The 21,310-nt window shown below is 69.8% G+C and carries 21 protein-coding genes; 12 read left to right on the top strand and 9 right to left on the bottom strand.

What is annotated here, in order from left to right; genetic code table 11:
- Nucleotides 1-177 carry a hypothetical protein gene (locus ASG29_RS16755; protein WP_156457989.1) on the top strand — a complete coding sequence of 59 codons (177 nt, stop codon included), beginning with the start codon at nt 1-3 and terminating at the stop codon, nt 175-177.
- 124 nt (nt 178-301) lie between these two features.
- A protein-coding gene (locus ASG29_RS16455) for an IS5 family transposase (protein WP_156457988.1) occupies nt 302-1,068 on the top strand; the annotation gives its coding sequence in 2 pieces (ribosomal slippage) (nt 302-626 and nt 626-1,068; 768 coding nt in all).
- On the opposite strand, the gene aspS is transcribed toward ASG29_RS16455, so the two are convergent.
- Nucleotides 1,065-2,855, bottom strand: a complete 1,791-nt coding sequence (gene aspS / locus ASG29_RS11820) for an aspartate--tRNA ligase (protein ID WP_055984054.1) — start codon at nt 2,853-2,855, stop codon at nt 1,065-1,067. The two genes, ASG29_RS16455 and aspS, sit on opposite strands and share 4 nt — an antisense overlap.
- A 176-nt stretch (nt 2,856-3,031) precedes the next feature.
- Here aspS and rnd point away from each other — a divergent pair, with 176 nt between their 5' ends.
- Together rnd and ASG29_RS11810 are read left to right on the top strand one after the other, a co-directional pair.
- Nucleotides 3,032-4,204, top strand: a complete 1,173-nt coding sequence (rnd, locus tag ASG29_RS11815; RefSeq protein WP_055984051.1) for a ribonuclease D — start codon at nt 3,032-3,034, stop codon at nt 4,202-4,204.
- On the top strand, nt 4,204-4,518 hold the full coding sequence (locus tag ASG29_RS11810) for an I78 family peptidase inhibitor (protein WP_055984049.1): 315 nt from the start codon (nt 4,204-4,206) through the stop codon (nt 4,516-4,518). Before rnd ends, ASG29_RS11810 begins: the two co-directional genes overlap by 1 nt.
- A 25-nt stretch (nt 4,519-4,543) precedes the next feature.
- On the opposite strand, the gene ASG29_RS11805 is transcribed toward ASG29_RS11810, so the two are convergent.
- Genes ASG29_RS11805 through ASG29_RS11790 form a run of 4 tightly spaced genes read right to left on the bottom strand, consistent with a single transcriptional unit; the run spans nt 4,544 to nt 10,044 of the window.
- Nucleotides 4,544-6,016, bottom strand: coding sequence for a Ppx/GppA family phosphatase (locus tag ASG29_RS11805; RefSeq protein ID WP_200932450.1), 1,473 nt, complete (start codon nt 6,014-6,016; stop codon nt 4,544-4,546).
- Nucleotides 6,013-8,187: an RNA degradosome polyphosphate kinase gene (locus tag ASG29_RS11800; protein ID WP_055984047.1), complete on the bottom strand. Its 2,175-nt coding sequence runs from the start codon at nt 8,185-8,187 to the stop codon at nt 6,013-6,015. The genes ASG29_RS11805 and ASG29_RS11800 overlap by 4 nt, the downstream gene beginning before the upstream one ends.
- Nucleotides 8,184-8,804 carry a DnaA ATPase domain-containing protein gene (locus ASG29_RS11795; RefSeq protein ID WP_055984043.1) on the bottom strand — a complete coding sequence of 207 codons (621 nt, stop codon included), beginning with the start codon at nt 8,802-8,804 and terminating at the stop codon, nt 8,184-8,186. The genes ASG29_RS11800 and ASG29_RS11795 overlap by 4 nt, the downstream gene beginning before the upstream one ends.
- 16 nt (nt 8,805-8,820) lie before the next feature.
- Nucleotides 8,821-10,044: a hypothetical protein gene (locus ASG29_RS11790; protein WP_055984040.1), complete on the bottom strand. Its 1,224-nt coding sequence runs from the start codon at nt 10,042-10,044 to the stop codon at nt 8,821-8,823.
- A gap of 154 nt (nt 10,045-10,198) precedes the next feature.
- On the opposite strand from ASG29_RS11790, the gene purM reads away from it, so the two are divergent.
- From purM to ASG29_RS11770, 4 genes are all read left to right on the top strand, one after another.
- Nucleotides 10,199-11,302: a phosphoribosylformylglycinamidine cyclo-ligase gene (gene purM / locus ASG29_RS11785; RefSeq protein ID WP_055984037.1), complete on the top strand. Its 1,104-nt coding sequence runs from the start codon at nt 10,199-10,201 to the stop codon at nt 11,300-11,302.
- Nucleotides 11,299-11,859, top strand: a complete 561-nt coding sequence (gene purN, locus ASG29_RS11780) for a phosphoribosylglycinamide formyltransferase (protein WP_055984034.1) — start codon at nt 11,299-11,301, stop codon at nt 11,857-11,859. The genes purM and purN overlap by 4 nt, the downstream gene beginning before the upstream one ends.
- Nucleotides 11,856-12,215 carry an MmcQ/YjbR family DNA-binding protein gene (locus tag ASG29_RS11775; protein ID WP_055984031.1) on the top strand — a complete coding sequence of 120 codons (360 nt, stop codon included), beginning with the start codon at nt 11,856-11,858 and terminating at the stop codon, nt 12,213-12,215. The genes purN and ASG29_RS11775 overlap by 4 nt, the downstream gene beginning before the upstream one ends.
- A gap of 90 nt (nt 12,216-12,305) precedes the next feature.
- Nucleotides 12,306-12,641, top strand: a complete 336-nt coding sequence (locus ASG29_RS11770; protein WP_055984028.1) for a hypothetical protein — start codon at nt 12,306-12,308, stop codon at nt 12,639-12,641.
- Nucleotides 12,642-12,675: 34 nt separating this feature from the next.
- Here the strand turns inward: ASG29_RS11770 and ASG29_RS11765 are convergent, their stop codons facing one another.
- The 4 genes from ASG29_RS11765 to ASG29_RS11750 all read right to left on the bottom strand — a co-directional run bounded on the left by ASG29_RS11765 (nt 12,676) and on the right by ASG29_RS11750 (nt 15,688).
- Nucleotides 12,676-13,191 (bottom strand): GNAT family N-acetyltransferase, encoded by a 516-nt coding sequence (locus ASG29_RS11765; RefSeq protein ID WP_200932514.1) that lies wholly within the window; start codon nt 13,189-13,191, stop codon nt 12,676-12,678.
- Complete coding sequence (gene ndk, locus ASG29_RS11760) at nt 13,191-13,613, bottom strand: nucleoside-diphosphate kinase (RefSeq protein ID WP_055984020.1); 423 nt, start codon at nt 13,611-13,613, stop codon at nt 13,191-13,193. Before ndk ends, ASG29_RS11765 begins: the two co-directional genes overlap by 1 nt.
- Before the next feature lie 84 nt (nt 13,614-13,697).
- Nucleotides 13,698-14,138 carry a DNA polymerase III subunit chi gene (locus tag ASG29_RS11755; RefSeq protein WP_055984017.1) on the bottom strand — a complete coding sequence of 147 codons (441 nt, stop codon included), beginning with the start codon at nt 14,136-14,138 and terminating at the stop codon, nt 13,698-13,700.
- Between the two features lie 113 nt (nt 14,139-14,251).
- Nucleotides 14,252-15,688, bottom strand: a complete 1,437-nt coding sequence (locus tag ASG29_RS11750) for a leucyl aminopeptidase (protein ID WP_055985533.1) — start codon at nt 15,686-15,688, stop codon at nt 14,252-14,254.
- Nucleotides 15,689-15,833: 145 nt separating this feature from the next.
- Here ASG29_RS11750 and ASG29_RS11745 point away from each other — a divergent pair, with 145 nt between their 5' ends.
- From ASG29_RS11745 to rsmA, 4 genes are all read left to right on the top strand, one after another.
- Nucleotides 15,834-18,062, top strand: coding sequence for an LPS-assembly protein LptD (locus ASG29_RS11745; RefSeq protein WP_055984013.1), 2,229 nt, complete (start codon nt 15,834-15,836; stop codon nt 18,060-18,062).
- A gap of 75 nt (nt 18,063-18,137) precedes the next feature.
- Nucleotides 18,138-19,496, top strand: coding sequence for a peptidylprolyl isomerase (locus ASG29_RS11740; protein WP_055984009.1), 1,359 nt, complete (start codon nt 18,138-18,140; stop codon nt 19,494-19,496).
- A 10-nt stretch (nt 19,497-19,506) separates the two neighbouring features.
- A complete protein-coding gene (gene pdxA, locus ASG29_RS11735; RefSeq protein WP_055984004.1) occupies nt 19,507-20,514 on the top strand; it encodes a 4-hydroxythreonine-4-phosphate dehydrogenase PdxA in 1,008 nt (335 codons plus the stop codon).
- The coding region (gene rsmA / locus ASG29_RS11730) for a 16S rRNA (adenine(1518)-N(6)/adenine(1519)-N(6))-dimethyltransferase RsmA (protein ID WP_055985530.1) at nt 20,511-21,310 on the top strand (800 nt) is incomplete at its 3' end. The genes pdxA and rsmA, both read left to right, overlap by 4 nt.

Here is a 21,310-nt window from a genome sequence, read left to right as displayed (position 1 = left end):
GTGACCCGCACCGACCTCGAAACCCATGGTATGTGGGACCGGCTCGACCCGTTCGACCGCAAGTTCATCGCCGCCTTGCCGGGCGGCAGGGTGCTGTACGTCGAGGGCAGCTTCACCGCCTCGATCTATCCGATCGGCACGACCGGCTCGACCTACGACGTTCCCGTCGCGGACTGACCCGATGTCGATGCGTCGACGTGTCGACAGTCATACATGACTCGCCCAGTGTCCTGGCTCGTGAACTCATAACGGTTGCGAGGTTGGTCGGCAGCTGATTCAAGGTTTCCGAAGGGAGCGTTGGATGGCGCGATACGATCTGAGCGAGATGGAGTGGCGACTGATCGAGCCGTTGCTGCCGAACAAGCCGCGCGGTGTGCCGCGGGTGGACGACCGGCGTGTGCTGAACGGCATCTTCTACGTCCTGCGGACGGGGTCGCCGTGGCGCGACCTGCCGGGGCGCTATGGACCGCACACGACGGTCTACAACCGGTTCAACCGATGGGCGAAGGCGGGCGTCTGGGTCAGGGTGTTCGAGGCGCTGGCGGCAGGCGCGCCTGCATCGATGCACCTGATCGACAGCTCGATCGTCCGCGCCCACCAGCATGCCGCCGGTGGTAAAAAGGGGGCGCGGATCACGCCATCGGCCGTTCTCGTGGCGGACTGAGCACCAAGATCAACGCGCTGGTCGACCAGGATGGGCTGCCGCTCAGGGTCACGCTCTCGCCGGGCCAGGCGTCTGACAAAGCGGCGGTCGAGGCATTGATCGACGGCCTGCCGCCGGCCGCCGCGCTCGTCGCCGACCGCGGCTATGACGCCAGGGCCATCATCGACCTCGTCCGATCACGTGGCGGATGCGCCCACATCCCGACCCAACGCGATCGCAAGGTTCAGCGCTCGATCGACCCGGCCATCTATCGCAGACGCAACGCCGTCGAACGCTACTTCTGCAAGCTCAAGCACTTCCGGCGCATCGCAACCCGCTTCGACAAACTCGCCCGAAACTTCCTCGCCGCCGTCCTGCTCGCCTCCACACGCATCCGCCTCAGAACTTATGAGTCCACAACCTAACCCTTCACCTCCGCCGTCGAGCGCAGGTTCAGCTCCTTCAACTGCCTGGGCGTCGCGAAGTTCGGGGCGCCCATCATTAGGTCCTCCGCCTTCTGCGTCATCGGGAAGACGATGACCTCGCGGATGTTGGGCTGGTCCGCCAGCAGCATGACGATGCGGTCGATCCCCGGCGCGGAGCCGCCGTGCGGGGGCGCGCCGAACTTGAACGCGTTTATCATGCCCGCGAAGTTCGTATCGACGTCGGCCTGCGTATAGCCCGCGATCTCGAACGCCTTGTACATGATCTCCGGCCGGTGGTTCCGGATCGCGCCCGACGACAATTCGATGCCGTTGCAGACGATGTCGTACTGATAGGCGAGGATATCGAGCGGGTCCTTCGTTTCCAGCGCCTCCATCTCCCCCTGCGGCATCGAGAAGGGGTTGTGGCTGAAATCGACCTTCTTCGTTTCCTCGTCATACTCGAACATCGGGAAGTCGACGATCCAGCAGAATTCGAAGCGCGAGGCATCGATCAGGCTTAGCTGCTCGGCGACGCGCGTGCGTGCCAGCCCCGCCAGCTTGGTCGCCTGCGCTTCCTTGCCCGCGGCGAAGAACAGGCCGTCGTCGGGGCCGAGGCCAAGCGCGTCGGCCATCGCGGACATCCTCTCCTCGCCGTGGTTCTTGGCGATCGGCCCGCCCCATTCGCCCTGCTTGCGCGTGGCATAGCCGAGGCCGGCGAACCCTTCCGACTGCGCCCAGGCGTTCATGTCGTCGAAGAACTTGCGGCTGCGGTCCGCGGTGCCCGGCGCGGGGATCGCGCGGACCACGTCGCCCGCCTCGACGATCGAGGCGAAGCGGCCGAAGCCGGAGCCCACGAACCGCTCGCTGACGTCGCTGATGAGCAGGGGATTGCGCAGGTCCGGCTTGTCGTTGCCGTATTTCAGCATCGATTCGCGATAGGGGATGCGCTTGAACGGCAGCGGCGACACGGTGCGCCCCTTCCCCTGCCAATTCGCGAATTCCTCGAACACGCCGTGCAGCACTGGCTCGATCGCCTGGAACACGTCCTCCTGCGTGACGTAGCTCATCTCGAAATCGAGCTGGTAGAACTCACCCGGCGAGCGGTCGGCGCGTGCATCCTCGTCGCGGAAGCACGGCGCGATCTGGAAATAGCGGTCGAAGCCCGCGACCATCAGCAGCTGCTTGAACATCTGCGGCGCCTGCGGCAGCGCGTAGAACTTGCCGGGGTGGACGCGGCTGGGCACGAGATAGTCGCGCGCGCCTTCGGGCGACGATGCGGTCAGGATCGGCGTCTGGAACTCGGTGAACCCCTGCTCGACCATCCGCCTGCGGATGCTGGCGATCACGCTGGAACGCAGCATGATGTTGGCGTGCAGCTTCTCGCGCCGCAGGTCGAGGAAGCGGTACTTCAGCCGGATATCCTCGGGATATTCCGCCTCGCCGAACACCGGCATTGGCAGTTCGTGCGCTTCCGACTGTACCACGACCGTGTCCGCCACGACCTCGATCGCGCCGGTCGCGAGGTTGGGGTTCGTCGCCTCCGCCCCGCGCGCCACGACCTCGCCCGTCACGGTCACGACCGATTCGGTGCGCAGCCCGTCGAGCAGCGCGAGCACGTCGCTGCCCGCCTTCGCCACCACCTGCGTGATGCCGTAATGGTCGCGCAGGTCGACGAACAGCACGCCGCCATGGTCGCGCTTGCGATGGATCCAGCCCGAAAGACGCACGGTCTCGCCGGTGTTCGCCTCGGTCAGCGCGGCGCAGGTGTGGGAGCGATAGGCGTGCATGACGTAATCTCTGGATTACGTCACCCCAGCGGACGCTGGGGTCTCAGGCCGCAGGGGCGTCCTTACGGCACGAGACCCCAGCGTCCGCTGGGGTGACAGGTGATTGGGTTGCCGCGCGCTTCCCCTTCACAACCCTCTTTGTCAAGCAGGCCGCGCCGGGCTATGGCCCCCCGCTTATGCATATCCACCCCCTCATCACCGACAGCGCCACGCTCGCGAACCTGTGCGCGCGCCTTTCCGACGCCCCCTTCGTCTGCGTCGATACCGAGTTCATGCGCGAAAGCACCTTCTACCCCGAATTGTGCCTGATCCAGATCGCGGATGCGAACGAGGCCGCGGCGATCGATCCGATGGCGCCGGGGATCGACCTGAAGCCGCTGCTGGACCTGATGGTCGACAACGAGGACGTGCTGAAGGTCGTCCATGCGGGCGGGCAGGATCTGGAGATCGTCTACAACCTGACCGGCAAGACCCCGCACCCGCTGTTCGACACGCAGGTCGCGGCGATGGCATTGGGTCAGGGGGAGCAGATCGGCTATTCCAACCTGGTCGACAGCTGGCTGGGCATCCAGATCGACAAGGGCGCGCGCTTCACCGACTGGTCGCGCCGCCCGCTGGACGCGCGGCAGGTGGATTACGCCATCGGCGACGTGACGCATCTGGCGAAGATCTTCCCCAAGATGCTGGAGCGGTTGAAGAAGACCGGGCGCGGCGCGTGGCTGGACCAGGAGATGGAGCGGCTGGGCGATCCGGCGAACTACGCCAACGATCCCGATCTGGCATGGAAGCGCGTGCGCATTTCCAGCCGCAAGCCGGACGTGCTGGGCCGGTTGAAGGCGATCGCGCGCTGGCGCGAGCTGGAGGCGCAGGCGAAGGACCTGCCGCGCGGCCGGATCGTGAAGGACGAGACGATCGCGGACCTCGCCGGCCACGCCCCGCGCAAGCAGGCGGACCTGGCCAAGGTCCGGGGCCTGTCCGCCACCTGGGCGGGCAACGATATCGGCGCGCGCCTGATGGCCGCGATCGAGGGCGCGCAGCCGCTGGGCGCGGACGAGCTGCCCGCGCGCGACGATCGCAAGCCGGGGCTGGGGCGCGAGGGGTCGCTGGTCGCGGACCTGCTGAAGCTGCTGCTGAAGATCCGCGCGCGCGACATCGACGTCGCCTCGCGCCTGCTGGCCCGCAACGAGGAACTGGAGCTGCTCGCCGCGGGGCAGCGCGAGGGCCTGGCGATGCTCGACGGCTGGCGTTTCGATCAGTTCGGGCGCGACGCGCTCGACCTGGTCGAGGGGCGGCTGGCCTTCGCGGTGGTCGACGGCCGATTGAAGATGACCCGGACGGAGGCCGCGTGATGCGTATCCTGACCCTCGCCTGCATGGCCCCGCTCGCCGCGTGTACCGCCAACCCGCCGCGCCTGCCGCCCGCGACCACCCCCGCCCCGCCCGCCGAGGCGGCGGTGCCGGGGACGCGGTGCGACGCCAATGCGGCGCAGCGGCTGATCGGGACGGCCGCCGATACATCCGCGGCGGAGGCGCAGCGGCTGAGCGGCGCGCGGACCGTGCGCCGTTATAGGACCGGCGACATGCTGACGATGGACCTGCGCCCGGACCGGCTGAACGTGGAAACCGACGCGGCGGGCAGGATCGTGAAGCTGACCTGCGGATAAGGAGCCGCGGCCTTCGCGGCCCGTCCTATCTCGCCAAACCCATCGCCGCCACCAGCGCGCGGTGGCGCTTCTCCACCGCCTCGCCCCACAGGCCGGCGTCCTGCGCCGCCAGTTCCAGCCGCAACGCGCCGCCCGCGATATCGAGCTTCGAGCGTTCCAGCGGCCCGGCCATCCCGCCGCTCAATCGATGCCCCAGCCGCATGGCCAGGCCCCAGTGCGCGGCGCGGCGCAACGCCGCCTCCCCCGCCAGCCCGGGCAGCGGTACCGGCGTGCTCGTCTCCCCGCCCAGCGCGGTCCACAGCGCCTGCGCCAGCATCGCGCGGCCAGCGCCGTCGATCCCCACCCAATTGCCGTGCAGCGCGACCTCCACGCCGCGTTCGGCGCGGAATTCCGGGTTCGCGCGCCAGCCCACGTCCGACAATTGGCATGCCGCGTTGCGCAGCCGGGCGGCCGCGGGCGCGTCGTCGCCGAACAAGGGCGCGATCCAGCGGTCGAGCAGATCGCCATGTTCCGGGAAGCGCCCGCTGCGCCGCCCCTCGTCCCGCGTCGCCACGATCAGGGGATCGAGCGCGCGTTCCTCGTCGTCCAGCGCCTGATGCAGCAACCCCTCGCGCAGGCCGTAGGCGGAGACGATCGTGCCGCTGGACTTAAGATACTTCAGCAGCACCCCCAGCAAGGACGCGGCATGACCCAAAGTCGGGATGCGTCCGCCCGACAGGCCCGGCACGGTCTTCAGCTTCGCACGCGCGGTGTGCGACAGCACGCGGCGCAGTCGCGCGATCGTCGCGGGCGGCATGGCATATTGGTGGATGACGGGCAGCGGATAGCGCGTCGCCACCATGTCCAGCCGCGCCAGTCCGCGCCACGACCCGCCGACGAGGTACAGCGGCAGGCCCTTGCCCGCGCCGCTCCACCCGGTTTCCTTCAGCAGGCTCGCGACCTTGCGGTCCAGCTTGCCCGGATCGCTCAGGGCAGCGAGGCGCAGGACGCCGAGCGGGAAGGACACGCGTCGGTGGAGCACGCCGTCCTTCACGCGGACCAGTTCCAGGCTGCCCCCGCCCAGGTCGCCGACGATCCCGTCCGCACCGGGGATGCCCGACATCACGCCATGGCCCGCGGCAGCGGCTTCCTCCTCCCCGCTCAGGATCGTGACGGTCAGTCCCGCGTCCTTCGCGATCGCGATCAGTTCCGCGCCGTTCGCCGCATCGCGGACCGCAGCGGTGGCGACGGTGCGGACGGTCGCCACGTCCATTTCGCGCACCAGTGCGGCGAAGCGGCGCAGCGCGGTCGCGGCCATCGCCATCGACGCCGAGTCTATCCTTCCCGACGCGGCGAGGCTGCGCCCCAATCCGGCCAGCACCTTTTCGTTGAACAGGACCGCGGGCACGCGCGCGGGCCCCTGGTAGACGACCAGCCGGATCGAGTTCGATCCGATGTCGACGATCGCGGAGCGCGGTTCGATCGAAACGTCCTGCGCGCGCCGCCGCAGCAGGCTCACGCCCTGCGCCTGAGCGACAGGGTCGGTACCTCGGTCCCGTCCTCCAGCGCGGCGCCGCGCCCCGACAGCGACGGATTGGTCATGAAATAACGGTGCAGGTTGAATCCCTTCTCGCCCGGCGCGACGCGGATATACGTGCCGTCGGGCTCCAGTTCCCAGCTCTGCTCGCTATCGATCAGGTTGGCCACCATCACCTGATCCAGGATCTGGTCGTGGACGGTTTCGTTCTCGATCGGCAGCATATATTCGACGCGGCGGTCGAAATTGCGCGGCATCCAATCGGCCGACGAGATGTAGACCACCGCCCCGTCGTTGGGCAGCGCGGCGCCGTTGCCGAACGCGGCGATGCGGCTGTGTTCGAGGAAGCGGCCGACGACTGACTTCACGCGGATACGTTCGGACATGCCGGGCACGCGCGGGCGCAGGCAGCAGATGCCGCGGACGATCAGGTCGATCTCCACCCCCGCGCCGCTGGCCTCGTACAGTTTCTCGATCAGCGCGGGATCGACGAGGCTGTTCATCTTCGCCCAGATCGCGGCGGGTTTCCCCGCGCGCGCGTTCGCGATCTCGACGTCGACCTTCTCGATCAGTTTGTCGCGCAATGAGCGCGGCGACAGGACGATCAGCTCCATGTCCGCCGGTTCGACATAGCCGGTGATGTAATTGAACATCCGCGCCGCATCGCGCCCGACGCGCGGGTCGGCGGTGAAGAAACTGAGGTCGGTGTAGATGCGCGCGGTGACGGGGTGATAATTGCCGGTGCCGAGGTGGCAGTATGTCTTGAACGCCCCCCCTTCGCGCCGGACGACCATGCTGACCTTCGCGTGAGTCTTCCAGTCGATGAAGCCGTACACCACCTGCACGCCCGCGCGTTCGAGTGCGCTGGCCCAGTACAGATTCTGTTCCTCGTCGAACCGCGCCTTCAGCTCGACGACCGCGGTCACCGACTTGCCGTTCTCCGCCGCGGCGATCAGCGCGTTGACGACCGCGGACTGCTTGCCCGCGCGATACAATGTCTGCTTGATCGCGACGACGTCGGGATCGTTCGCCGCCTGTTTCAGGAAGGCCAGGACGACGTCGAACGTCTCGTACGGATGGTGGACGACGATGTCCTTGGCGCGGATCGCGGCGAAGCAGTCGCCGCCGAACTCGCGGACGCGCTCCGGGAAACGCGGCGTGAAGCTGGGGAATTTCAGGTCAGGCCGGTCCTCGTCCGCCAAGGCCGCGAGGTCGCCGATGCCGAGGAAGGTGCCCGTCTCGGTCACGATCGCGTCGGCCCCGCCCAGTTCGTCGCGCAGCGCGGCGGAAAGGCTTTCGGGCATGTTCGTCTCCAGCTCCAGCCGGATGACGCGCCCGCGGCGGCGCCGCTTGATGGCGTTGGCGAAGTAGAGGACGAGGTCCTCCGCCTCCTCCTCGATCTCGATATCGCTGTCGCGCAGCACGCGGAATTCGGCCGCGCCGAGCACGTCGTAGCCGGGGAAGATGAGGCCCGCGAACCGCTTCAGGATCGATTCGACCGCGATGTAGCGTGCCTTCTCCCCCGGCACGCGGATGAAGCGCGCCATCCCCGCCGGTAGCATCACCAGCTCGCGGATCGGTTCCTGATCCGACCGGCGGACCAGGTCGAACATCACCGCCATCCCCTTGTTGGGCATGAAGGGAAACGGGTGCGCGGGATCGAGCGCCTGCGGCGTGATGATCGGGAAGACCTGCTCGCGGAAATGCGTGTCCAGCCATGCGCGCTGCGTCGCATCCAGCGCGGCGTCGATCGCGCGATGGCCCAGCACCTCTATCCCCGCGTCGGCCAGCGCGGCGCGCACGTCGCGCCACACGCCCTGCTGTCCCGCCAGCAGCGCGTCCGCCTCCGCGGTGATGCCCGCCAGCTGCTGCGTCGGGGTCAGGCCGTCGGCGGACCGCCGCTCGACATCCTTGGTCTGCTGCCCCTTCAGCCCCGCGACGCGGACCATGAAGAATTCGTCGAGGTTGGAGCCGGAGATGGAGAGGAAGCGGAGCCGTTCGAGCAGCGGATGCGCCTCGTTGCAGGCCTCCTCCATCACCCGGCGGTTGAACGCCAGCCAGGACAGTTCGCGATTGAAATAGCGCTCGCTCCCCGCCTCCTCGAACGGATCGTCGTCGCGCGTGTCGCGGGAAAGGCTGGCGGGGCGGGTCATGATGGGGGGGTATCCGGGATGAACGTCGCGGACGCGCCGAGGGTTTCGCGCGCCATCGGGATCGACAACCGGCGATGCCCGCCGAGCGCGGCCGCGACCAGCGTATCGATCACGTGCATGACGGATACGTGACTCCGCTCCGCCCGCGCCGACAGCCACGCGATCAGATCCGGCCGCGCATCGACCCGCGCCCGCGCGAAGCCCTGTTCCAGCAAGGCGGATACCAGCGCGTCGTCGGGCGGGCCGATCGTCGCCAGCGGACCGGCGGCCAAACGGGTACGCAGGTCGGGCAGCGCCACCGCCCAGGCGGGCGGCGCGGCATCCGCCACGACGACCAGCGGCCGCCGCTCCGCCTGCGCCCGGTTCCACGCGTGGAAGATCGCGGCCTCATCCTGCCGTTGCGCGTCGTCGATGACGGTACCGCCGCTGCGCGCCGCGAAGACGCGTGCGAGCGTGCTGCGCCCCGATCGCGGCGGACCGATCAGCAGCGCCGCCATCACCGGCCATCCCGCCCAATGTTCGAGCGTCCGTGCCGCCTGCGCATTCGATGCGGTGACCAGGAACCCGCCCTCGCCCCCCTCGTCCGGCCAGGCCAGCGGCAGCGCGATCTGCGTCATGACGTCGGCCCCCGCCCTACCCTGTCGTCGCGGCGTCGGGCTGGATGTCGGGCGGCAGCAATTGCGGCGCGCGGCGCACGCGCAACGTGGTGCCCGACCCCAGCACCTGCCACCCCCGCGCCTCCAGCGCGGCACGGAACGCCTCGGGCGTGCCGGCATAGCCCACCTGCATCAGCGATACGCCACCCAGCGCCAGGCTGGTCGTCGCGGCGCGCGCCACGCCCGTCACGCCGCGCATCGCGCCCTCCACGGCGAAGACCGCGCCCGCGTCGGGCGAATCGAACTGCACGGTGATCGTCGTCGTGGCGGCGGCGATCGCCTCGGGCGCGAACGGGTCGATCCCCGGCGTCGGCGTGGCGGAAGGAGTGGGCGTCGCTTCGGGCGCGGTCAGGCCGGGGTCGAGGCCCAGTTGCCCGTTACGCAACGCGCCCTGATAGATGCCGTCGAGCCGCGCGACCGCGGTGTCCAGCATCGCGGGCAGCCCCCGCGCCGCGCCGACGCGCAGGGTGAATTGCGACAGCAGGCGGTTGTCCGGCCCCTGTCGCGCCTGGAACACGCCGATCACCGGCCCACCGGGCCATTGGCGGTACAATCGCGCGGTCGGCATCAACACGTCCAGCCCGCCATATTGGTCCAGCGTGCTGCGCCACCAGCCGCGCGCGGGCCGCTGCGTCTGCCCGACGTTCAGCAACAACGGGTCGGGCCCGTTGCCCGCGGGGCGGATGTAGTCGATCTCGCTCTGTCCGGTGCGATAGCGCGCCCACGCCTCCTGCCACGCCGTCCGCTGCTCGAACGCGGTCCCGACGCCGGTGGACCAGACGACGGGGATGACGACCATCGGCGACGAGCGGCTGGTATAGGCGCTGATCCCCAGCAGCGACGCAGCGCGATCGCGATCGAACAGGACGCCCAGCCGCGCGATGTAGCGGTTCGGCCCGATCTCCTCGCTGTCGACGACGATGGCGGAGACGACCTGGTCCAGCACGCCGTCGGGCAGCGCCGCGCCGCCGCCGCCCAGCCGTTGCGACAATTGCACCCAGCCCTTGCGCTGCGCCTCGCGCCAGCCCGCCAGTCGCGCGGCGTCCGCATTCGGCCCGCTCGTGTCGACGCGGATCCCCGCGACCTCGAAATCGCGGCTGCTGTCGACCGCCGCGACGCCGCGATCCCCGCCCTCGATCTGCGCCACCACGGCGGCGCCGGCGAAGGCCGTGACGGCAAGGGCGAGAACGAGACGACGCATGTCGCGCGCCTTTTGGCGAAGCGGCGGGGGAAAACCAAGCGGCGAATGGTTGCGGCGTCGGCTCGCGCACCGCGCAAGCCCCCTCTCCTTCGGGGAGGGGGCTTGAGGGGAGACACTCTTGCCCCCCGCCCCCTCACATCCTAACCCGCGCGGCATGAGCACCGATCGCCGCAACGAACCCTATACCTACGCCGACGCGGGCGTTTCGATCGCGGCGGGCAATGCGCTGGTCCGCGCCATCGCCCCGCTCGCCCGCGCGACGCGCCGTGCGGGGGCGGACGCCGATCTGGGCGGGTTCGGCGGCATGTTCGACCTGAAGGCCGCGGGCTTTACCGACCCCCTGCTGGTCGCGGCGAACGACGGCGTGGGCACGAAGCTGAAGCTGGCGATCGACCACGACCGGCATGACGGCGTCGGCATCGACCTGGTCGCGATGTGCGTCAACGACCTGATCGTGCAGGGCGCGGAGCCGCTGTTCTTCCTCGACTATTACGCCAGCGCGAAGCTGGACGAGGGCGTCGCGACGCGCGTCGTCGCCTCGATCGCCGAAGGGTGCAAACTGGCCGGGTGCGCGCTGATCGGCGGCGAGACGGCGGAGATGCCGGGGATGTATGCCGACGGCGACTACGACCTGGCGGGCTTCTGCGTCGGCGCGGTGGAGCGCGACAACGTGCTGACCGGCGCGGACATCGCGGCCGGTGACGTCATCCTCGGCCTCGCATCCTCGGGCGTCCATTCCAACGGCTTCAGCCTCGTCCGCCGGCTGGCCGCGGACAAGGGATGGAAGCTCGATCGCCCCGCCCTGTTCGACCAGGAACGGCTGCTGATCGACCATCTGATGGCGCCGACGCGCATCTACGTCGCCAGCCTGCTGCCGCTGCTGCGCGAACGGCGGATCAAGGGGCTGGCGCACATCACCGGCGGCGGGTTGCTGGAGAATATCCCGCGCGTCCTGCCGCAGGGCGCACATGCGGTGATCGATGCCGACGGCTGGCCGCTCCCGCGCCTGATGGCGTTCCTGCAAGGGCAGGGCGCGATCGAACCGGAGGAATTGGCGCGCACGTTCAACTGCGGTGTCGGCATGGCGGTGATCGTCGCCGCCGACACCGCCGACGACGTCGCCGCCGCGCTGGAGGCGGCGGGCGAAACGGTCTTCAGGATCGGCCGCGTCGAGGCGGGCGCGCGCGGCTGCACCGTCCGCGGATCGACCGAGACGTGGAGCGCGCGTGCCGACTGGACCGCGACGCATAGCGCATGACGGTCCCGAAGGTCGCCATCCTCATCTCCGGCCGGGGATCGAACATGCAGGCGCTCGTCGAACAGGCGGACGGGCGATATGAAATCTGCGTCGTGGCATCGAACAAGCCCGACGCGCCCGGCCTGCGCTGGGCGAGGGAGCAGGCGATCCCCACGTTCGCGCTGTCGCCGAAGGGGATCGGCAAGCCCGCCTACGAAGCATCGCTCGACGCCGCGCTGCGCGAGGCGGGGGCGGACTATATCGCGCTGGCGGGGTACATGCGGCTGCTGTCGGACGATTTCGTCGCGGCATGGCGCGACCGGATCGTCAACATCCACCCCTCGCTGCTGCCCCGCTACAAGGGCCTCGACACCCATGCGCGCGCGATCGCGGCGGGCGACCGCGTCGCGGGCTGTTCGGTCCACGTCGTGACCGAGGAGCTGGACGCGGGCGACGTGCTGGCGCAGGCGGAAGTCCCGATCGAACCGGACGACACCCCCGACACGCTGGCCGCGCGCGTCCTGGCGGCCGAACATCGGCTGTATCCCGCCGCGCTGAAGGAGTTCGTGACGCGATGACCGACCTGTTGTCCCGCCTGCGCGAGGCCGCGCTCGCACTGCCGGAAACCGAGGAGCGGGAGAGCCACGGCCAGCCGACCTTCTTCGTCGCGGGCAAGCAGTTCGCGCAGTTCCGCGACGACCACCACGACGACGGCCTGACCGTCGTGTGCGTCCGTACCGGGGGCGCGGACGAGCAGGCGATGCTGATCGAGGCGGCGCCGCAGGTCTATTCGCGTCCGGCCTATCTGGGGCCGTCGGGCTGGGTATCGATGGACCTTACCGGCGAGGTCGACTGGCCGCTGGTCGACGACCGGATCGCGCGGAGCTGGGAACTGGCCGCGCCGCGGCGGTTGCTGGAGGCGGGCGGGCGCTGACGCCTGCCGCGACGGGACACGGCCCGTCGTCAAACCGACATGAAGCGGCCGTATCGGCGGGACACCGGTCACCACCGAAGGTCCAGGCCCATGGTACGACGTTTATCCTCGCTCGCGACGATCCTGGCGTGCATCGCCGCCACCGCGATTCCGGCGTCCGCCCAGTACCTGCTGAAGGACATCGCGGTGACCGCCTATAACCGCACGAATGCGGTACGTTGCATCGCGTTCATCCTCCCCAACCGGACGTCGCGCACGGTCACGGCCGCGAACGGGGTCGCGATCAATCTGGGTTTCTGGAGCACCGGGCAGGAGATCACCTACGTCGTCTTCAACGCGACGACGTGCGGCGGCAGCAGGCTGGTCACCAGGACGGTGACCCTCTTTTCGAACGGCTGGTATCAGAACATCGAAATGACGCCCTGACCGGTACCGTCGGGACAGGCTTTCGTCGCGCGCGCTACAATTCTCGCGCGAAGACGAGGTCGTCGTGCCACGTCGCGCCGACGCGGAAGCGGCGCTCGCCGACCACGGCGAAACCCTGTTTCAGGTAGAAGCGCTGCGCCCGTGCGTTCCCGCCGTAGACGCCCAGCAGCATCCGCCGTCGTCCCACGGCCCGTGCGTCGTCGATCGCGCGCGTCATCAGCGCCGCGCCCATGCCGCCACCGTGCATCGGCGCGAGGGAATAGATGCGCTTCAGCTCGATATCGCCGTCGCGCGGCGCCACCGGCAGGTCGGGGTCGGTCAGCAGCGTGTAGCCCAGCGGCGCGGCGCCGGTCGCGGCCTCCGCCAGCGTGACGATCGCACCGTCGGACAGATAGCGGTCGAACGCCGCCGCACTGCTGTTGCGCGCCACATGCGCGACGATGTCGTCGCCGTCGAGGACACCCGCGAACGCCTCCAGAAACGTCGCGCCCGCGACGAGCGACAGGCGCGCGGCATCGCCCGCCCCCGCCCGTCGCAGGCGCCAGTCGATCAACCGACGATTTCTTCCGGCGTGAAGAAATAGGCGATCTCGATCGCGGCATTCTCGTCCGAATCCGACCCGTGGACCGAATTCGCCTCGATCGATTCGGCCAGTTCCTTGCGGATCGTGCCCGGCTCGGCATTGGCGGGATTCGTCGCGCCCATGATGTCGCGGTTGCGCTGCATGGCGTTCTCGCCCTCCAGCACCTGCACGACGACGGGGCCGGAGATCATGAAGTCGACCAGCTCGCCGAAGAAGGGGCGTTCCTTGTGGACGGCGTAGAAGCCCTCGGCCTGCTCGCGCGTCATCTGGATGCGCTTGGAGGCGACGACGCGCAGGCCGGCTTCCTCCAGCATCTTCGTCACCGCACCGGTCAGGTTGCGGCGCGTGGCGTCGGGCTTGATGATCGAAAAGGTACGGTTCGCGGCCATGACGGTCACGTGCTCCTGATGTTGGGATGCGGCAAAAGTGGCGCCCCCGTAGGCGCGTGCGGGGGCGGAGGCAAGCGGGCGCCGCTACGCCGCCTGTTCCCAGCGCCCGGCCTCGTTCTGCTTCCAGTACCGCCGCTCGACGCCGTCGCGGTCCGCCAGCGACTTCCACGCCGCGCGCGCCTCCCGGATCCGGCCCTCGTCGAAGAAGTGGAAGGCGCGGTCGAAATCCAGCGCGTCGTCGCGCCATATACCGTCCGCCAGCGCCACGTTGCGCGCGCGGTTGGCGGCGTTCACGTCGGGTGCGATCAGCACCGGTTGCCGCGCATCGTCCGCGCCGCCGATCTGCGCATGCGGCAGGAAGCCGTCCGCGGCATAGGTCCACAGCAGGCGATCGAGCGCGACGCGCTGCGCCTCCTCCTCCGCCACGATCAGCAACCGGCCGCCGCCCGCCACCACGCGCTCCGCGATCCGCGGCAGGGCGCGTTCCAGCGGCATCGCGGTCAGGTGGTAGAAGTCGACCTGCATGATATCCTTCCACCATCCTCCGTTCGGGCTGAGCGAAGTCGAAGCCTATGGGGCAACGTCACCGCATTCCCTTCGACTACGCTCAGGGCGAACGGAGGCCGGGTGTCCCTAATTTACCCCTCGCAATTGTCCGCGACGAACCGGTCGAGCACGCGCACGCCGTAGCCCGTCGCCCCCTTCGCCCAGGTCGCGCCGTCCTTGTCCGCCCAGACCATGCCCGCGATGTCGAGGTGCGCCCATTTCACGCCGTCGTCGACGAAGCGCTGGATGAACTGCGCCGCGGTGATCGAGCCGGCGCCGCGCGGGCCGACGTTCTTCATGTCCGCGATCGGCGAATCGATCAGCTTGTCATAGGCGGGCGACAGCGGGAAGCGCCACAGCAGGTCCCCGGTCGCCCGGCCCGCCGCCAGAAGTTGCTCCGCCAGCGTATCGTCGTTGGCGAACAGCCCGCCGTGCTCGCTGCCCAGCGCCACGATCATCGCGCCGGTCAGCGTCGCGAGGTCGACGATCGTCGCGGGCTTGTACACCGACTGCGTCCAGGTGATCGCGTCGCACAGCACCAGCCGCCCTTCCGCATCGGTGTTGATGACCTCCACGGTCTGTCCCGACATGCTGGTGACGACGTCGCCGGGACGCTGCGCATCGCCGTCGGGCATGTTCTCGACCAGGCCCATGACGCCGACGACGTTCGCCTTCGCCTTGCGCGTCGCCAGCGTCAGCATCGCGCCCGCGACCGCCGCCGCGCCGCCCATGTCCCACTTCATGTCCTCCATCCCCGCCGCGGGCTTGATGGAGATGCCGCCGGTGTCGAACGTCACGCCCTTGCCCACCAGCGCGGTGACCGGCGCATCGCCGCCGCCGTTCCACTTCAGCGCCAGGATACGCGCCTCGCGCCGCGACCCCTGGCTGACGCCCAGCAGCGCGCCCATGCCCAGGTCGCGCATCGCGTCCTCGTCCAGCACGGTCACCTCCAGCCCCAGCCCGTCGACCGCGGCGGTGACTCGCGCGACGAAGCTTTCGGGATACAGGATGTTGGGCGGCAGCGTCTTCAGCGTCCGCGACAGCGCGATCCCGTCGGTGATCGCGGCGCGCGCGGCCCAGCCCGAATCGTCGCCCACGACGGTCAGCGTCGCCAGCGTCGGCTTCTGCTTCTCGGGCAGCTTCGTGCGATATTCGTCGAACCGCCACGCGCGCTGTGCCGCGCCCGCCGCGAAGCGCGCGACCGCCAGCGGGTCCTCGCCCGACAGGTCGGCGACCGCCGCGGTCACGCCCGATGTCAGCAGCCGCGCGGTGAGGGCCCCGCCCGCGCGCTCGAACGCGGCGTCGTCGCCCGTGCCGACGCCCAGCAGCAGCAGGCGCGTCGCCCCCTGCGCGCCGGGGACGTAGACCTCCGCGGCGGTGCCCGCCTCGCCCTCGAACCGCTGCGCCGCCGCGGCGGCCTGCACCAGTGCGCGATCGCCCTCCCCCAGCGTCGGCGCGGCGCCCTTCCGGACGGGCAGCGCGATCACGCCCGCGTCGGCGGGACGGGTGGCGGCGAAGGCGATCTTCATGTCGGCGCGTTCCTTATCGATCATTCCCACCCCCTACGCCGCGATGTCGCGACTGGCAAAGCGTTGCAGCCGTGGCGCGACGATGCGATAGGCGCTGTCGACGCGGCCGCATCCCGGATCGCGAAGGGGCCGGTGCGGGATCGTCGTGTTGCGTTTGTACCTTCTCGCGGGCGCCGCCCTCCTGACGACCGCGTCGCACGCCGGGGCGCAGGACCTGACCGATCGCGGCCCGCCGCCGCCCGCGCCCGAGGGCGCCGTCGCCGCCGACCCGGACCAGGTGCAGTTCAGCGCTGGCACGCTCGAATACGCCTATGAGCAGGACGTCGTCACCGCGACCGGCGACGTCCGCATGAGCCGCCGCGGCGATCGCCTGCGCGCCGACACGGTGACGTGGAACCGCAAGACCGGGCGCGTGCTGGCGACCGGCAACGTCGCGGTCACGAACCCGCAGGGCGACGTCGCCTACGGCGATTCGATCGACCTGACCGATTCGCTGCGCGACGGGGTGGTCGACAACATGCTGGTCGTGCTGGAACGCGGCGGGCGGCTGGCGGCGGTGAAGGGTACGCGCGAGGAGGACGGCACCGTCCGGCTCGATCGCGCCGCCTATACCCCGTGCGCGGTCGCCGACGCCGACGGATGCCCGAAGGAGCCGACGTGGAAGATCACGTCGGTCCGCGTCACCTATCGCCCCGACCGCGAGCGGGTGTATTTCGAGCGTCCGCGCGTCCACCTGTTCGGGCTGGCCAGCCCCGCGCTGCCGTCGTTCAGCCTGCCCACCACCGCGAGCAACGACACCGGCCTGCTGACGCCCAGTATCGGCCTGTCGCGCGTCAACGGCGTCGAACTGGTCCTGCCGATCAACATCGCCTTGTCGCCCGACAAGTCGCTGGTGGTGGCGCCGCACATCTTCTCGGGCGAATTGCCGATGCTGGAGGCGCGGTACGCCCAGCGCACCGAACTGGGCGCGTTCGCGGTCCGCGGCTACGCCACGTCCAGCCGCCGCAGCGAGGACCTCTCGACCGGGTTCGCGTCGGCGACGGAGCATGCCTTCCGCGGCTATATCGACGGCGTCGGCCGGTTCCAGCTCGACCCGAACTGGAGCATGTCGGGGTCGCTGCGCCTGGTATCCGACCGCACGTTCCTGCGCCGCTACGACATCTCGCGCGAGGACCGGCTGCGCACCAACCTGTCGATCGAACGGATCGACCGCGACAGCTACCTGTCGATCGCGGGCTGGGCGGTGCAGACGATGCGGGTCGGCGAGCGGCAGGGGTTGCAGCCCGTCGCACTGCCCGAGATCGACTATCGCCGCCGCGTCGCGGACACCGTGCTGGGCGGGACGCTGAACCTGCAACTCAACACGCTCGCGATCGGGCGGAAGGAGGGGCAGGACACGCAGCGCGCCTTCGCCAGCGGGCGCTGGGACCTGAGGGGCGTCACGTCGGGCGGGCAGGAAGTGATCCTGACCGCGTTCGCGCGCGCCGACGTGTACAATGCCGAGAACACCGGCGCGACGAACATCGTCAGCTATCGCGGGACCGAAGGCTTCTCGACCCGCGCGATCGGCGCGGTGGCGGCGGACGTGAAATGGCCGCTGATCGGCGAGGCGTTCGGCGGCGTGCAGCGCTTCACCCCGCGCGTGCAGGTCGTCGCCTCCCCCCGTATCGCCAACCTGCGCGTGCCGAACGAGGATTCGCGCGCGGTAGACCTGGAGGATACCAACCTCTTCTCGCTCAACCGCTTCCCCGGCTACGACCGCTGGGAGGATTCCAGCCGCGTGACGTATGGCGCGGACTGGGCGCTCGACCTGCCCGGCGTGGCGATCACCAGCAACATCGGGCAGAGCTACCGCCTCGACAGCCGGCCCTCGATCCTGCCCAACGGCACCGGCCTGTCGGACAGTTTTTCCGATATCGTCGGGCGCACGACGGTGCGCGTCGCGGATTTCGTGTCGTTCATCCACCGCTATCGCCTCGACAAGGACGACCTGGCGATCCGGCGCAACGAGGTGGACGCCACCGTCGGATCGCGCGCGACCTACGGCACGATCGGCTATCTGCGGCTGAATCGCGACATCACCTCGCTGGAGGATTTGCAGGACCGCGAGGAAGTGCGCCTGGGCGGGCGGGCGGCGTTCGCGCGCTACTGGTCGGTGTGGGGCTCCGCGATCATCGACCTGACCGACAAGTCGGAGGACGTCCTGTCGACCTCGGACGGGTTCACGCCGCTGCGCCACCGGCTGGGCATCGCCTATGGCGACGATTGCATCGACCTGGGGCTGACGTGGCGGCGCGACTATCGCAGCACCGGGGACGCGCGCCGGGGGAACGCGTACCTGTTCACGCTTTCCTTGAAGAACATCGGGCGCTAAGCCGCGGTTCAGGCGCGATGGGGCATCGGTCGCCGACACATCCCACATCGGCGCGAAGGTTTCGAAAAGCACGTGATGATGACGACGAAGGTCCGGGCACTGGCCCGCCGGTTCACGATCTCCGCGCTGATGCTGGGCGCCGCCGGGGCCGCATGGTCGCAGACGGTGGAGGACCAGTCGGTCCCGGCCAACTCCGGCCTCGACATCCCCGCCAACCTCCAGATCTTCGGCAAGGTCGATCCCAACGTCCGCAAGGCGACCGCGATCGTGAACGAGACGGTCATCACGGGCACCGACGTGGACCAGCGCGTCGCGCTGATCGCGGCGGCGAACAACGTGAAGCTGTCGGCGGAGGACCGCGAGCGGCTGCGGCTCCAGGTGCTGCGCCAGCTGATCGACGAGACGTTGCAGATCCAGCAGGCGCGGACCGCGGACGTCACGATCACGAAGGACGAGATCGACCAGAGCTTCGCCCGCGTCGCCAAGAATTTCGGCCGCGCCCCCGACGGCTTCGCCGCCTACCTGCGCGATTCGGGGTCGTCGGACCGGTCGATGCGGCGGCAGATCGAGGGCGAACTGGCCTGGAACCGGTATCTGCGCCGCAAGGTCGAACCGTTCGTCAACGTCGGCGACGAGGAGGTGAAGGCCATCATCGACCGTCTGGAGGCGGCGAAGGGCACCGAGGAATATCACCTGAACGAAATCTACCTCGCCGCGACGCCCGACCGCGAGCAGCAGGTGCTGACCAATGCGCGGCAGGTGATCGCGGAGATCCAGAAGGGACAGGCGCCCTTCAGCTATTTCGCGCGCAACTTTTCCGAAGCGTCGACCCGCGGCGTCGGCGGCGACCTGGGCTGGGTGCGCAGCGCGCAGCTGCCCGCCGAACTGGCCGAGGCGTCGCAGACGATGCAGATCGGGCAGGTCGCCGGCCCGATCCCGGTGCCCGGCGGCTTTTCGATCCTGTACCTGGTCGACAAGCGCCAAGTGCTGACCGCGGATCCGCGCGATTCGAAGCTGTCGCTGAAGCAGATGACGATCAAGTTCCCGGCAGGCACGACGCAGGCGCAGGCCAGCGCGAAGACCGCGGCGTTCGCCACGGCGATCCAGAAATTGCAGGGCTGCGGGTCGGTCGCCAAAGTCGCGGCGACGCTGAACGCCGAGGTCGTCGACAATGACGCGATCCGGGTCCGCGACCTGCCCGCGCCGTTGCAGGCGATCATGACGAAGCTGAACGTGGGCGAGGCGACCCCGCCGTTCGGATCGCCCACCGACGGCGTGCGCACGCTGGTCCTGTGCGGCCGCGACGAAGTGGCGTCCGGGCAGATGCCGGGGGCGGAACAGATCCAGAGCCAGCTGGAGCAGCAGCGCGTCAACCTGCGCGCGCAGCAGGCGTTGCGCGACCTGCGCCGCGACGCGGTGATCGAATATCGGTGAGCCGGGCGTGATGCCCGTCGCCCCCTTCCCCGCCCACGCCCCCATCGTGGTCGCGATGGGCGACCCCGCAGGGATCGGGCCCGAGATCGTCGCCGGCGCGTGGGAGGCACGTCGTGCCGCGGCGCTCCCCCCCTTCATGGTCGTCGGCGATCCGCGTGCCGTCGCCGCGGTATGGCCCGGCCCGGTGGCGCGCATCGCCGCACCGGCGGAGGCGGTCGCGGCGTTCGACCATGGCCTGCCGGTCCTCGCGATCGATACCGCCGGTTGCGTGACGCCCGGTGTCGCCGATCTGGACGGCGCGCGGACCGCACTCGTCGCGCTGGAGCTGGCCTCCGGGCTGGCGCGGTCGGGGGCGGCGCGCGCGCTGGTGACCGGCCCGGTGTCCAAGGCGCAGCTGTACGCCATCGGCTTCACGCAGCCCGGACAGACCGAATTCGTCGCCGAACGATGCGGCGTGTCGCCCGAGAACGCCGTCATGATGCTGGCCGGACCGGGCCTGCGCGTCGTGCCGATGACGGTGCACGTCCCGCTGGCCGAGGTGCCCCGGCTGCTGACCGTCGACCTGATCCTGGGCAAGGCGCGGGTCACCGCGCGCGCGCTGCGCCGCGATTTCGGGATCGAGCGGCCGCGGCTGGCCTTCGCCGGGCTGAACCCCCATGCGGGCGAGAGCGGCGCGTTGGGACGCGAGGAGATCGACGTCATCGCCCCCGCCATCGCGATCCTGCGCGACGAAGGCATCGACGCGATCGGGCCGTGGGCGGCGGACACGATGTTCCATGGACGGGCGCGCGAGCGCTACGACGTCGCGATGTGCGCCTATCACGACCAGGCGCTGGTCCCGTTGAAGGCGCTGTATTTCGACGAGGGCGTCAACATGACGCTGGGCCTGCCGATCGTGCGGACCTCCCCCGACCACGGCACCGCCTTCGCCCTGGCGGGCCGGGGGGAGGCGCATGCCGGGCCGATGATCGCGGCGATCGCGATGGCCGACGCGGCGGCGCGGATGCGGGCGGCGTGACCGCACCCGACCTGCCGCCGCTGCGCGAGGTGATCGCGCGGCACGGACTGACCGCGTCGAAGGCGCTGGGGCAGAATTTCCTGTTCGACGCGCAATTGCTGGCGCGGATCGCGCGGATACCGGGCGACCTGACCGATGCCGAGGTGCTGGAGGTCGGACCGGGACCGGGCGGGCTGACGCGCGCCTTGCTGGCGGCGGGCGCGCGGGTGACCGCGATCGAGCGCGACCGGCGCTGCATCCCGGCGCTGGCGGAGCTGGGCGAGGCGTATCCCGGGCGGCTGACCGTCGTGGAGGGCGACGCGACCGAGGTGGATGCGCGGTCGCTGTTCGAAAACGCGCCGCATATCGTGTCCAACCTGCCGTACAACGTGGGCACCGCCCTTCTGGTCGGGTGGCTGTCGGCGGACTGGGCGCCGTGGTGGCGATCGCTGACGCTGATGTTCCAGCGCGAGGTGGCGGAGCGGATCGTCGCGCCGGTCGACGGCGAGCATTACGGGCGGCTGGCGGTGCTGAGCCAGTGGCGATCGACGCCGCGGATCGCGATGCCGGTGCACCGTTCCGCCTTCACCCCGCCGCCCAAGGTGATGTCGGCGGTGGTGCACATCCTGCCCGATGCGGCGCCCGGGGGCGTCCGGCTGGAGGTGCTGGAACGGATCACCGCGGCTGCGTTCGGGCAGCGACGCAAGATGCTGCGGCAGAGTTTGAAGGGTGTGCCGCAAGCCGTTGAAACGCTTGAGACTCTGGGGATCGAGGCGACGCGGCGGGCGGAGACGGTGTCGGTGGCGGAGTTCGTCGC

It is taken from the genome of Sphingomonas sp. Leaf412, assembly GCF_001425405.1.
Classification (GTDB): Bacteria; Pseudomonadota; Alphaproteobacteria; order Sphingomonadales; family Sphingomonadaceae; genus Sphingomonas.
Note: the sequence above shows the minus strand (reverse complement) of the source record. Positions and strands in the feature narration are given on the sequence as shown.

Excerpts from the sequence above, each read along its gene's own strand:
- ASG29_RS11795 (WP_055984043.1), bottom strand. The coding sequence starts at position 8,804 with ATGACGCAGATCGCGCTGCCGCTGGCCTGGCCGGACGAGGGGGGCGAG.
- ASG29_RS11750 (WP_055985533.1), bottom strand. The coding sequence starts at position 15,688 with ATGAAGATCGCCTTCGCCGCCACCCGTCCCGCCGACGCGGGCGTGATC.
- pdxA (WP_055984004.1), top strand. The coding sequence starts at position 19,507 with ATGCCCGTCGCCCCCTTCCCCGCCCACGCCCCCATCGTGGTCGCGATG.
- ASG29_RS11810 (WP_055984049.1), top strand. The coding sequence starts at position 4,204 with ATGCGTATCCTGACCCTCGCCTGCATGGCCCCGCTCGCCGCGTGTACC.
- ASG29_RS11800 (WP_055984047.1), bottom strand. The coding sequence starts at position 8,187 with ATGACCCGCCCCGCCAGCCTTTCCCGCGACACGCGCGACGACGATCCG.
- ASG29_RS11775 (WP_055984031.1), top strand. The coding sequence starts at position 11,856 with ATGACCGACCTGTTGTCCCGCCTGCGCGAGGCCGCGCTCGCACTGCCG.
- ASG29_RS11740 (WP_055984009.1), top strand. The coding sequence starts at position 18,138 with ATGATGACGACGAAGGTCCGGGCACTGGCCCGCCGGTTCACGATCTCC.
- ASG29_RS11770 (WP_055984028.1), top strand. The coding sequence starts at position 12,306 with ATGGTACGACGTTTATCCTCGCTCGCGACGATCCTGGCGTGCATCGCC.
- purM (WP_055984037.1), top strand. The coding sequence starts at position 10,199 with ATGAGCACCGATCGCCGCAACGAACCCTATACCTACGCCGACGCGGGC.
- rnd (WP_055984051.1), top strand. The coding sequence starts at position 3,032 with ATGCATATCCACCCCCTCATCACCGACAGCGCCACGCTCGCGAACCTG.
- ndk (WP_055984020.1), bottom strand. The coding sequence starts at position 13,613 with ATGGCCGCGAACCGTACCTTTTCGATCATCAAGCCCGACGCCACGCGC.
- ASG29_RS11790 (WP_055984040.1), bottom strand. The coding sequence starts at position 10,044 with ATGCGTCGTCTCGTTCTCGCCCTTGCCGTCACGGCCTTCGCCGGCGCC.
- aspS (WP_055984054.1), bottom strand. The coding sequence starts at position 2,855 with ATGCACGCCTATCGCTCCCACACCTGCGCCGCGCTGACCGAGGCGAAC.
- ASG29_RS11755 (WP_055984017.1), bottom strand. The coding sequence starts at position 14,138 with ATGCAGGTCGACTTCTACCACCTGACCGCGATGCCGCTGGAACGCGCC.
- purN (WP_055984034.1), top strand. The coding sequence starts at position 11,299 with ATGACGGTCCCGAAGGTCGCCATCCTCATCTCCGGCCGGGGATCGAAC.